Genomic DNA, 11944 nt, shown 5'->3' on the forward strand with positions numbered 1-11944 from the left:
AAAGCCAAGAACCCTGGTTATTACAACTTGATCCAGGTCGCCTTCAGCTCGGTGTACTTGTCGAACGCGTGCAGCGACTTGTCACGACCGTTACCCGATTGCTTGAAGCCACCAAACGGTGCGGTCATGTCGCCGCCATCGTATTGGTTGATCCAGACGCTACCGGCACGCAGAGCCTTGGCAGTCAGGTGAGCCTTGGAGATATTGGATGTCCACACCGCCGCGGCCAGGCCATATGGCGTGTCGTTGGCGATCTGAATGGCTTCTTCCACGGTGTCGAAAGCAATGACCGAAAGCACTGGGCCAAAGATTTCTTCCTGAGCGATTTTCATCGCGTTGCTCACACCGTCGAAAATCGTCGGTTCGACGTAAGTGCCACCGGTTTCCTGCAGGATGCGCTTGCCGCCAGCCACCAGTTTGGCGCCATCGGTATGGCCAGCTTCGATGTAGGACAGCACAGTGTTCATCTGCTGGGTATCCACCAGCGCACCGACGGTGGTCGCCGGGTCCAGCGGATTGCCAGGCTTCCAGCCTTTAAGGGCTTCGATCACCAATGGCAGGAAGGCGTCCTTGATCGAACGCTCGACCAGCAGACGCGAACCGGCGGTGCACACCTCGCCCTGATTGAAAGCGATAGCGCCGGCCGCGGCTTCGGCGGCGGCCTGCAAGTCCGGCGCATCGGCGAATACGATGTTCGGGCTCTTGCCACCGGCTTCAAGCCAGACGCGCTTCATGTTCGATTCGCCGGAGTAGACCAGCAATTGCTTGGCGATCTTGGTCGAACCGGTGAACACCAGCGTGTCGACATCCATGTGCAAGGCCAGTGCCTTGCCGACGGTGTGACCATAACCAGGCAGCACGTTCAGCACGCCAGCCGGGATACCGGCTTCAACGGCCAGTGCAGCGATGCGGATAGCAGTCAGCGGCGACTTTTCGGATGGCTTGAGGATCACCGAGTTACCGGTGGACAACGCCGGGCCGAGTTTCCAGCAGGCCATCATCAACGGGAAGTTCCACGGCACGATGGCACTGACAACACCCACCGGCTCACGGGTCACCAGACCCAGCTGATCGTGCGGTGTGGCAGCGACTTCGTCGTAGATTTTGTCGATGGCTTCACCGCTCCAGCTCAGCGCTTGCGCTGCGCCTGGAACGTCGATGCCCAGGGAATCGCTGATCGGCTTGCCCATGTCGAGGGTTTCAAGCAGCGCCAGCTCTTCGGCGTGCTTTTTCAGCAGGCCGGCGAAGCGAATCATGGTGGATTTGCGCTTGCTCGGCGCCAGACGCGACCAGACACCGGAATTGAACGTAGCACGGGCATTCTCTACTGCGCGCTGGGCGTCGGCGGCGTCACAGCTGGCGATCTTGCCCAGCAGACGGCCATCGACCGGGCTGATGCACTCGAACGTCTCGCTGGAGACCGCATCGGTGTATTCGCCATTGATATAAGCACGGCCTTCGATCTTCAGATCGCGGGCGCGTTGTTCCCAGTCAGCACGAGTCAGGGTGGTCATACGAGTGTCCTCCTCTTATTGAATACAAGCGCCACGCGTTCTACGCAGGCACCCTCAAGAATCCTGCCTGGCCAGCCTAAAATTCGGCCCAAGGCAAGCGTCACCCTAAACCAGCGGCACCTCAAGTTTCAATATATTTGACACAATGCCGCCAAACGACCTTGCGATGTTCATTTTAATAAACATAGACTTTGGGCTTTCCAGCCACTCGCGCCGCAATTACGGGGGATAAAAACAATGAGCATCCAAGACATCGTCGACTTCAACCAGGCCAACACCAAGGCGGAACGCTTTCGCCCAATCCAGGAAAAAATCCTCAAAGGCGACCCCGAGCAAACCCTCTACAACCACTACAACAGCCCTTGCGGCCAGATGAGTGCGGGTGTGTGGGAAGGCGCCGTGGGGCAGTGGCTGGTGAACTACACCGAACACGAATACTGCGAGATCGTGCAGGGCGTTTCCGTACTACGAGACAGAGAAGGCAACGCCAAGACCTTGCGCGCTGGCGATCGCTTCGTCATCCCGGCCGGCTTCAAAGGCACCTGGGAGGTGTTGGAAGACTGCCGCAAGATCTATGTGGTGTTTGAACAGAAGGCCTGAATCGCAGGCACAAAAAAACCCGCCAGAAGGCGGGTTTTTTCGTCAGAAGCAAAACCAATTACTTGATTTTGGCTTCTTTGTAGATCACGTGCTTGCGAACCCGCGGATCGAATTTTTTGATTTCGATTTTATCCGGAGTGGTGCGCTTGTTCTTATCAGTGGTGTAGAAGTGGCCAGTACCGGCACTCGACACCAAACGGATCAATTCACGCATGATTCTCTCCCTTAGACCTTAGCGCCATTGCGGCGAATTTCGAGAAGCACGACATCAATGCCACGCTTGTCGATGATACGCATGCCTTTGGCAGATACGCGCAGACGCACAAAACGCTTCTCGGACTCGACCCAGAAGCGGTGATGCTGCAGGTTCGGCAGGAAACGACGACGGGTTTTGTTGTTTGCGTGGGAAATGTTATTCCCAGTCACCGGACCCTTACCGGTAACTTGACATACTCTCGACATGCCTCAGCCCTCTAAAACCACATGCCCAACCCGGCATGGGTTGGCCGCTTAATCTCTCAGTCATTTGGCGCCAGGCGCCGCGTTTCTTTAAGGGTCTTACCGGCTACACCTACAAGCGAAGGAACCGGGCCCCTAGAAAAGAGCGCTGCTTTATACCAGAAAGACCCAATAGCAACAACAAGCGATGTGATCTACCTTTCGTAAAGTCCCGTTTTTCTTGCTTCGGGCGCCCAAATCAAAGGCTGACGAAGGCAGTTACCGCTCGTCGCTGAACTTGAGTTTTGTTGCCTCTACACGCGACGCCGCGACAAAGATCAACCCTCAACTGCCCCATTCAAGAGCCGATAAAGGTCATATTTACCCGAAAAACAGCCTCTGATTTCGTCAGAAAAACCGGTTATCCGGCAATTTACCGCTTAATAAACGACAACCCTGAAACATGACAATCTGAAAAATTGGATAGTTATTTTCAAAAGAGGCCACTAGGGTAAGCCTTTTCCAGACTGCACTCGCAGATGGGCCTTCGATCTGCAAAGGAAACCGAATATGCGCCTCGCTGCCCTACCGCTACTGCTCGCTCCCCTTCTGAGCCCGCTGGCCCATGCCGCCGCCCTGAGCGTCTGCACAGAGGCCAGCCCGGAAGGTTTCGACGTGGTGCAATACAACTCACTGACCACCACCAATGCGTCCGCCGACGTGCTGATGAACCGCCTGGTGGACTTCGATACCGCTAGCGGCAAAGTGGTACCCAGCCTCGCCGACAGCTGGGAAGTCTCCACAGACGGGCTGACGTATGTCTTCAAATTGCATCCGCAGGTGAAATTCCATCACACCGATTACTTCAGCCCGAGCCGCGACCTGACTGCCGAAGATGTGAAGTTCAGCTTCGACCGGATGCTCGACCCTGCCAACCCCTGGCACCAGATCGCCCAGAGCGGCTTCCCCCATGCGCAATCGATGCAGTTGCCGACGCTGATCAAAAAGATCGACGCGCTCGACCCGCTGACCGTGCGCTTCACCCTCGACCACCCGGATTCGACGTTCATCGCAACCCTGAGCATGGGTTTCGCATCGATCTATTCGGCTGAATATGCCGACCAGTTGCTCAAGGCCGGAACCCCGGAAAAACTCAACAGCCAACCAATCGGCAGCGGCCCGTTCATTTTCGGGCGCTTCCAGAAGGACGCGTCGATTCGCTATAAGGCCAACCGCGACTACTTCGCCGGCAAACCGTCGGTGGACACCCTGGTGTTCGCCATCACACCAGACGCGAACGTGCGCCTGCAAAAATTGCGACGTAACGAGTGCCAGATCGCCCTTTCTCCTAAACCGCTGGATGTGCAGGCCGCCAGCCAGGAGCCGGCGCTGAAAGTCGAGAGAACGCCGGCGTTCATGACCGCTTTCGTCGCCATCAACAGTCAACATCCGCCGATGGACAAAGCTGAAGTACGCCAGGCAATCAACCTCGCTTTTGATAAAACCAGCTACCTGAAAGCCGTCTTCGAAGACACCGCCGAACCCGCCAGCGGACCTTACCCGCCCAATACCTGGAGCTATGCCAAGGATCTGCCGGGCTATCCGCATGACGTCGAAAAAGCGCGACAATTGCTGGCCAAGGCCGGTCTTAAAGACGGTTTCAAGACCACCATCTGGACCCGCCCCTCAGGCAGTCTGCTCAACCCAAACCCAAGTCTGGGGGCGCAGCTATTGCAGGCAGATCTTGCCGAAGTCGGCATTCAGGCCGAGATTCGGGTGATCGAATGGGGCGAGCTGATCCGCCGCGCGAAAGCCGGTGAGCACAACCTGCTATTCATGGGGTGGGCTGGCGACAACGGTGACCCGGATAACTTCCTCACGCCGCAGTTCTCGTGCGCGGCAGTGAAGTCCGGCACTAACTTCGCCCGCTACTGCGACCAAGGCCTGGACAAGCTGATCAGCGCCGGCAAAACCACCGGCGAGCAAGGTGTGCGCAGCAAGCTGTACCAACAAGCTCAGGCGCAAATTCAGCAACAGGCGCTCTGGTTGCCGCTAGCGCACCCGACAGCCTTCGCCCTGACGCGTAAGGAGGTTCAGGGCTACCAGGTCAGCCCGTTCGGTCGACAGGACTTCTCAAAGGTCAGCATCAAGCCCTGAGCCTTTGTGCGGCTACATCCAGCCGTACTCGGCCATCGACAGCGGGTCGCCTTCACCAATGATGAAATGGTCCAGCACCCGCACATCGATCAGATCCAGCGCCTTCTGAAGGCGCTTGGTCAGTACACGATCAGCCTGACTCGGCTCAGCGATGCCCGAAGGGTGGTTGTGACACAGAATCAACGCCGCTGCGTTGTGCGCCAGCGCACGTTTGACCACTTGCCGGGGATAGACACTGGTGCTGTCGATCGAGCCTCTGAACAACGCCTCGAACGCCAGCACACGATGCTTGGCATCCAAAAACAGACACCCAAACACTTCATGCGGCTCATGACGCAGCAATGCTTTGAGGTAGTCGCGTACGACTAACGGGCTTTCCAGCACAGAGTCCCGCCGCAACCTCTCGGCCAAGTGACGCCGGGCCATCTCCAGCACTGCCTGCAATTGGGCAAACTTCGCCGGGCCCAACCCCAGCTGGCGGCTGAAGGTCTGCTGATCCGCCTCCAGCAGTGCCCGCAGACTGCCAAATTGAAGCAACAAGTGTCGCGCAAGGTCGACGGCACTTTTGCCCGCCACTCCGGTTCGTAGAAAAATTGCCAGTAATTCGGCATCGGAAAGGCTCGCCGAACCTTGATCAAGAAGCTTCTCCCGCGGGCGTTCTGCCGCAGGCCAATCGCGAATACTCATAGCACCTCCATGTGTGTGGGCGCCGCTGTTCCATAGCGGTCGCTGTGCTATCTTAGTCCATCTTTTTTGCGTGCGATTTCACCTGGGGAGGGGTATTGCACGTAGCCATCACTGAACGGAAAGGCAGGCCTATGCAGCGGCTGTATCGGAAACGCATTGTTCTCGGCGTCGGCGGTGGCATTGCCGCCTATAAGAGCGCCGAGCTGGTTCGCCGACTCCTCGACCAGGGCGCGGAAGTACGCGTGGTCATGACCCGTGGCGGCAGCGAGTTCATCACCCCGCTGACCATGCAGGCCTTGTCCGGGCACCCGGTCCACATGGACCTGCTCGACCCGGCGGCCGAAGCTGCGATGGGCCATATCGAGCTGGCCAAGTGGGCCGATCTGGTGCTGATCGCCCCCGCCACCGCGGACCTTATCGCCCGCCTGGCACAAGGCATCGCCGATGATCTGCTGACCACGCTGGTACTGGCCACCGACGCCACCGTCGCTATCGCCCCGGCCATGAATCAGGCCATGTGGCGCGACCCAGCGACCCAAGCCAACACCCAATTGCTCGAAAGCCGTGGCCTGCGAGTGTTCGGCCCGGCCTCTGGCAGCCAGGCCTGCGGCGACGTCGGCATGGGCCGCATGCTCGAAGCCAACGACCTTGCACTCTGCGCCGCCGACTGTTTCCAGCGTCAATCGCTGACCGGCAAACACGTGCTGATCACCGCTGGCCCGACTCAGGAAAACATCGACCCGGTGCGCTACATCACCAACCACAGCTCCGGGAAAATGGGCTTCGCACTGGCCGAAGCCGCCGTCGAAGCCGGCGCTCGTGTGACCTTGATCACAGGCCCCGTGCACTTGCCGACCCCGGACCGGGTGACGCGAATCGACATTGTCAGCGCTAGGGACATGCTAGCCGCCTGCGAAGCCGCGATCCCCTGTGACCTGTTCATCGCCTCCGCGGCGGTCGCCGACTACCGCCCCGAAGTCGTCGCCCCACAGAAACTCAAGAAAGACCCTACGAACGGTGACGGCTTACTGCTGCAGATGGTGCGCAACCCAGACATTCTGGCCACCATCGCTACCCGTCCCGACCGTCCGTTCAGTGTCGGCTTCGCTGCCGAAACCGAACATTTGCTCGACTACGCTGCCCGCAAGTTGAAAGACAAAAACCTCGACCTGATCGTCGCCAACGACGTCGCCAACCCGAGCATTGGCTTCAACAGTGAGGAAAACGCCTGCAGCGTGATTGACCGGGAATTGCACGCAACTCTCTTTGCCCAGACCAGCAAGGGCAAGATTGCCCGCCAGCTGATCACTTTTATCGCCGAACGTCTGAACCAGGTTTAACTCGCATGCACGCTTTACAAGCCAAGATCCTCGACCCACGCATTGGTACCGAATTTCCGCTGCCGCAGTACGCCACGCCAGGCTCCGCCGGCCTCGACCTGCGCGCCATGCTGGAAAAAGACACCGTCATCAAACCGGGCGAAACCCTGCTGATCCCTACTGGCCTGTCGGTGTATATCGGCGATCCGGGCCTGGCAGCACTGATTCTGCCGCGCTCAGGCTTAGGCCATAAGCACGGCATCGTGCTGGGCAACCTGGTCGGCCTGATCGACTCCGATTACCAGGGCCCACTGATGGTGTCGTGCTGGAACCGTGGCCAGACCGATTTCAACATCGTGGTTGGCGAACGCCTGGCCCAGCTGGTTCTGGTGCCGGTGGTTCAAGCGCACTTCGAGCTGGTCGAAGAGTTCGATGAAACCCAGCGCGGTACCGGCGGTTTCGGGCATTCCGGCAGCCACTGATCACAGGCATTCAGGCTGGGCGCCCTGCCCGGCCTAAACCCGTGTTTTGCATTTCAGGACGAAAAATGCATAGACCTCATCTGGAAGGTTTACCGCCCAAAATCAAGGCATTGGCCGGTCATTCGCTCGCTGGCGCCGGTGACATGGCCTTTGCACACCACGAACTCTCTGTGGAAAACGCCGTCATACCTTTCAGTTTGAGCCTGCTGACGAGTTCTTCGCAGGCAGGTCCAGCCACCTTCAAGATGGAGCATTTCCAGTAATGAGCAGCCCAGCCCAAGTCGCACCCAAGTTTCCCGACAGCATCTTCCGCGCCTATGACATTCGCGGCACCGTCCCGGAAACCCTGACCGCTGAAACCGCTTACTGGATCGGTCGCGCCATCGGCTCCCAGAGCCTGGCCCAGGACGAACCGAACGTTTCCGTCGGGCGCGACGGCCGCTTGTCCGGCCCGGAGCTGGTGGAACAACTGATCCAGGGCCTCGCCGACAGCGGCTGCCACGTCAGCGACGTCGGCCTGGTGCCAACCCCTGCGCTGTACTACGCCGCCAACGTACTGGCCGGCAAATCCGGAGTGATGCTCACCGGCAGCCACAACCCGTCGAACTACAACGGCTTCAAGATCGTCATCGCTGGCGACACCCTGGCCAACGAACAGATCCAGGCCCTGCATGAACGCCTCAAGACCAACAACCTGAGCAGCGGCAAGGGCAGCATCACCAAGGTCGAAATACTCGATCGCTACAACACCGAAATCGTCCAGGACATCAAACTGGCCCGTCGCCTGAAAGTTGTGGTCGATTGCGGTAACGGCGCCGCTGGCGTGATCGCCCCGCAACTGATCGAAGCCCTGAACTGCGAAGTCATCCCGCTATTCTGCGAAGTCGATGGCAACTTCCCGAACCATCACCCGGATCCGGGCAAGCCTGAAAACCTCGTGGACCTGATCGCCAAGGTCAAGGAAACCAACGCCGACTTGGGCCTGGCCTTCGACGGCGATGGCGACCGCGTCGGCGTTGTGACCAACACCGGCAGCATCGTTTTCCCCGATCGCTTGCTGATGCTGTTCGCCCGCGACGTGGTAGCGCGCAATCCGGACGCGGAGATCATCTTCGACGTCAAATGCACCCGCCGCCTGACCCCGCTGATCAAGGAGTACGGCGGCCGTCCGCTAATGTGGAAGACCGGTCACTCGCTGATCAAAAAGAAAATGAAACAAACCGGCGCCCTGTTGGCCGGTGAAATGAGCGGGCACATCTTCTTCAAGGAGCGCTGGTTCGGTTTCGACGACGGCATTTACAGCGCCGCGCGGCTGCTGGAGATCCTCAGCAAGGAAAAATCCACTGCTGAAGAGTTGTTCGCGACCTTCCCGAACGATATTTCTACGCCGGAAATCAATATCCATGTGACCGAAGAGAGCAAATTCAGCATCATTGATGCACTGCACGATGCGAAATGGGGTGAAGGCGCCAACCTGACCACCATTGACGGCGTGCGAGTCGACTACACCAAAGGCTGGGGCCTGGTTCGCGCGTCCAACACCACACCGGTGCTGGTGCTGCGCTTCGAGGCCGATGACGAGGCTGAATTGCAGCGCATCAAGGATGTCTTCCACGCCCAGCTGAAACGTGTTGCACCTGATCTCCTTCTACCGTTTTGATTTTTTGAAGCGCCTTCTTTTGAAGTGCCGGAGCCCTGAATGACCCTCGAACGCGAAGCCGCCGCCAACACCGCCAAGGTCCTGTCCGAAGCGCTGCCTTACATTCGCCGCTATGTCGGCAAGACGCTGGTGATCAAATACGGCGGCAACGCGATGGAAAGCGAGGAGCTGAAAACCGGCTTCGCTCGCGACATCGTGCTGATGAAAGCCGTCGGCATCAACCCGGTGGTGGTTCACGGCGGCGGCCCGCAAATCGGCGACCTGCTCAAGCGTCTGTCGATCGAGAGCCATTTCATCGATGGCATGCGCGTGACTGACGCGCAGACCATGGACGTGGTGGAAATGGTCCTCGGCGGCCAGGTGAACAAGGACATCGTCAACCTGATCAACCGTCATGGCGGCAGCGCCATCGGCCTGACCGGTAAGGACGCGGAGCTGATTCGTGCGAAAAAGCTCACTGTCACCCGCCAAACACCAGAAATGACCACCCCGGAAATCATCGACATCGGCCACGTTGGTGAAGTAGTCGGGATCAACACCGACTTGCTGAACCTGCTGGTCAAAGGTGATTTCATCCCGGTCATCGCACCTATCGGTGTCGGCGCCGATGGCGAGTCGTACAACATCAACGCTGACCTGGTGGCTGGCAAAGTAGCTGAAGCCCTCAAAGCCGAGAAGCTGATGCTGCTGACTAACATTGCCGGTTTGATGGACAAGCAAGGCAAAGTCCTGACCGGTCTGACTACCGAGCAAGTCAACGAGCTGATCGCTGACGGGACCATCTACGGCGGCATGCTGCCAAAGATCCGTTGCGCACTGGAAGCAGTACAAGGCGGCGTCACGACCTCGCACATCATCGACGGTCGCGTACCTAACGCGGTGTTGCTGGAAATCTTCACCGACACTGGTGTGGGCACACTGATCAGCAATCGCAAGCGTCACTAAGCGATGCAAACAAAAGGCCCCGCTCAGCATGCTGAGCGGGGCCTTTTTTATTGTGGTTCAAACCTTGGCGAAGATCAGATCCCGTACTGCGCGCGGTAGGCTTCCACCGCCGGCAGGTGCTGCTTGAGCTGCGGATCATCAGCCAGGAATTGCAGAACCTGGGTCAAGGACACGATGCTGACCACCGGAATACCGAAGTCACGCTCCACTTCCTGGATTGCCGACAACTCACCGTTGCCACGCTCCTGGCGGTTCAAGGCGATCAACACACCGGCAGCCTTGGCACCTTGGGCCTGGATGATTTGCATCACTTCACGGATCGCAGTGCCGGCAGTGATTACGTCATCGATGATCAGCACATCACCCGCCAGTGGGGCGCCAACCAGGCTGCCTCCTTCGCCGTGGGCCTTGGCTTCCTTGCGGTTGAAACACCATGGCAGATCGAGCTGATGGTGCTCAGCCAACGCCACAGCCGTCGTGGCCGCCAAAGGAATGCCTTTGTAGGCCGGGCCGAACAGCACGTCGAAGGAAATACCGCTTTCGACAATGGCCGCAGCATAAAAACGCCCGAGCTGAGCCAGGGCCGATCCGCTGTTAAACAGGCCGGCATTGAAGAAGTAAGGACTGGTACGCCCGGACTTCAGGGTGAACTCACCGAAGCGCAAAACGCCGCGATCGATGGCAAAACGAATGAAATCGCGCTGATACGCCTGCATGAAAAAAGCCCCAATATCACGGATTTAGCTAATTAGGTAGACCTCGGGTATCATACACGCACGTGATTTTTGGGGCCATTTATGCGGATCATCAGTGTGAACGTCAATGGTATTCAGGCTGCAGTCGAGCGTGGTTTGCTCAGTTGGCTGCAAGCACAGAATGCCGACGTCATCTGCCTGCAGGACACCCGTGCCTCCGCCTTTGAACTGGACGACCCAGCCTTCCAACTGGATGGCTACTTCCTTTATGCCTGCGATGCTGAAGTCCCCACCCAAGGTGGCGTGGCTTTGTATTCGCGGTTGCAACCCAAGGCGGTCATCAGCGGCCTGGGCTTTGAGACAGCCGACCGCTACGGGCGTTACCTGCAAGCCGATTTCGACAAGGTCAGTATCGCAACCTTGCTGCTTCCATCAGGGCAGAACGGCGATGAAGACTTGAACCAGAAGTTCAAGTTTATGGACGACTTCGCTCGCTACCTAGATAAACAGCGGCGCAAACGTCGCGAGTACATTTATTGTGGCTCGCTCTACGTGGCGCAACAGAAGCTGGATATCAAAAACTGGCGCGACAGCCAGCAATCTCCGGGTTTCCTGGCGCCTGAACGGGCCTGGATGGACGAGATTGTCGGCAACATGGGTTATGTCGACGCGCTACGTGAAGTCAGTCGTGAAGGCGATCAGTACAGCTGGTGGCCGGACAACGAACAGGCCGAGATGCTCAACCTGGGTTGGCGTTTCGACTATCAACTGCTGACTCCGGGTCTGCGTCGCTTCGTACGTAGCGCACGCCTGCCGCGCCAACCACGTTTCTCGCAGCATGCACCGCTGATCGTGGATTACGACTGGACGCTGACCATCTAAGCGTCTTTTCGCAGCCACAAAAAAGCCGACAGCGATGTCGGCTTTTTTGTGCCCCCTGTAAGAGCGAGCTTGCTCGCGATAGCGGTCTGACCTCCATATCAATGTTGAATGTAATGCCCTCATCGCGAGCAAGCTCGCTCCTACAGGGGTTGTGGCGGGGTTTCAAACGCTTACTTGATCAGGCGCCAGGTGAAGGGATAGCGATACGGCACCCCTTCATTGGCCTTGATGCCGCCGATAATCGCCAGCACCATGGCACCAATCGCTACCAGCCCGAACAGGAAGAACCCGATTATCAGCACCATCAACAAGAAACAGATGGCCGATGCGATGGCGACGGTGATCTGAAAATTCAGCGCTTCCTTACCCTGCGCATCGATGAAGGGGTCCATCTCGCGCTTCATCTGCCAGAGAATCAGCGGCCCGATCAGCGTACCGAAAGGAATCCAGATCCCCAGCAAGGCGGACAAGTGACAAAACATCGCCCATTGGCGAACCTCCTGGCTCGGCATAGGCAGCGGAAGTTGTTCGTCACTCATGATGCTCTCCTTGCTGGAAGTCGGGG

At 58.2% G+C, this 11944-nt stretch carries 13 protein-coding genes and 1 pseudogene; 8 read left to right on the plus strand and 6 right to left on the minus strand.

Translation table 11 applies throughout. The features are described from left to right. Window positions 1–20 precede the first annotated feature (20 nt). Window positions 21–1514, minus strand: coding sequence for an aldehyde dehydrogenase (locus tag ACZYSM_RS05060; RefSeq protein WP_489069469.1), 1494 nt, complete (start codon window positions 1512–1514; stop codon window positions 21–23). A gap of 237 nt (window positions 1515–1751) precedes the next feature. On the opposite strand from ACZYSM_RS05060, the gene ACZYSM_RS05065 reads away from it, so the two are divergent. After that, on the plus strand, window positions 1752–2114 hold the full coding sequence (locus ACZYSM_RS05065; RefSeq protein WP_489069471.1) for a cupin domain-containing protein: 363 nt from the start codon (window positions 1752–1754) through the stop codon (window positions 2112–2114). 58 nt (window positions 2115–2172) lie between these two features. Here the strand turns inward: ACZYSM_RS05065 and rpmG are convergent, their stop codons facing one another. Both rpmG and rpmB read right to left on the minus strand, forming a co-directional pair. Then, a complete protein-coding gene (gene rpmG / locus ACZYSM_RS05070) occupies window positions 2173–2328 on the minus strand; it encodes a 50S ribosomal protein L33 (protein WP_003437824.1) in 156 nt (51 codons plus the stop codon). Between the two features lie 11 nt (window positions 2329–2339). Continuing rightward, the gene (gene rpmB / locus ACZYSM_RS05075; protein WP_163944889.1) at window positions 2340–2576 is read right to left on the minus strand and encodes a 50S ribosomal protein L28; all 237 of its coding nucleotides are present in this window, start codon (window positions 2574–2576) and stop codon (window positions 2340–2342) included. Window positions 2577–3122: 546 nt separating this feature from the next. Here rpmB and ACZYSM_RS05080 point away from each other — a divergent pair. Beyond that, the gene (locus ACZYSM_RS05080; protein ID WP_489069475.1) at window positions 3123–4709 is read left to right on the plus strand and encodes an ABC transporter substrate-binding protein; all 1587 of its coding nucleotides are present in this window, start codon (window positions 3123–3125) and stop codon (window positions 4707–4709) included. A 12-nt stretch (window positions 4710–4721) separates the two neighbouring features. On the opposite strand, the gene radC is transcribed toward ACZYSM_RS05080, so the two are convergent. Continuing rightward, window positions 4722–5396, minus strand: coding sequence for a RadC family protein (gene radC, locus ACZYSM_RS05085; RefSeq protein ID WP_489069477.1), 675 nt, complete (start codon window positions 5394–5396; stop codon window positions 4722–4724). 131 nt (window positions 5397–5527) lie between these two features. On the opposite strand from radC, the gene coaBC reads away from it, so the two are divergent. From coaBC to argB, 5 genes and pseudogenes are all read left to right on the plus strand, one after another. Then, window positions 5528–6736, plus strand: coding sequence for a bifunctional phosphopantothenoylcysteine decarboxylase/phosphopantothenate--cysteine ligase CoaBC (gene coaBC, locus ACZYSM_RS05090; protein WP_489069479.1), 1209 nt, complete (start codon window positions 5528–5530; stop codon window positions 6734–6736). Between the two features lie 5 nt (window positions 6737–6741). Continuing rightward, window positions 6742–7197, plus strand: coding sequence for a dUTP diphosphatase (gene dut / locus ACZYSM_RS05095; protein WP_419113968.1), 456 nt, complete (start codon window positions 6742–6744; stop codon window positions 7195–7197). 65 nt (window positions 7198–7262) lie between these two features. Next, entirely contained in the window at window positions 7263–7460 is a 198-nt protein-coding gene (locus ACZYSM_RS05100; protein WP_489069481.1) for a hypothetical protein, read from the plus strand. Further along, window positions 7454–8857: pseudogene (locus ACZYSM_RS05105) on the plus strand (phosphomannomutase/phosphoglucomutase); the annotation flags it as partial. The gene ACZYSM_RS05100 and the pseudogene ACZYSM_RS05105, both read left to right, overlap by 7 nt. Window positions 8858–8896: 39 nt before the next feature. Further along, window positions 8897–9802 (plus strand): acetylglutamate kinase, encoded by a 906-nt coding sequence (argB, locus tag ACZYSM_RS05110; RefSeq protein WP_489069483.1) that lies wholly within the window; start codon window positions 8897–8899, stop codon window positions 9800–9802. A 74-nt stretch (window positions 9803–9876) separates the two neighbouring features. Here the strand turns inward: argB and pyrE are convergent, their stop codons facing one another. Beyond that, window positions 9877–10518, minus strand: a complete 642-nt coding sequence (gene pyrE, locus ACZYSM_RS05115) for an orotate phosphoribosyltransferase (RefSeq protein WP_419113971.1) — start codon at window positions 10516–10518, stop codon at window positions 9877–9879. Between the two features lie 81 nt (window positions 10519–10599). On the opposite strand from pyrE, the gene crc reads away from it, so the two are divergent. After that, the gene (gene crc, locus ACZYSM_RS05120) at window positions 10600–11379 is read left to right on the plus strand and encodes a catabolite repression control protein Crc (RefSeq protein WP_489069485.1); all 780 of its coding nucleotides are present in this window, start codon (window positions 10600–10602) and stop codon (window positions 11377–11379) included. Between the two features lie 170 nt (window positions 11380–11549). Here the strand turns inward: crc and ACZYSM_RS05125 are convergent, their stop codons facing one another. Then, complete coding sequence (locus ACZYSM_RS05125) at window positions 11550–11918, minus strand: DUF4870 domain-containing protein (RefSeq protein WP_489069487.1); 369 nt, start codon at window positions 11916–11918, stop codon at window positions 11550–11552. Window positions 11919–11944: the final 26 nt, after the last annotated feature.

It is taken from the genome of Pseudomonas sp. F220 (assembly GCF_057813935.1).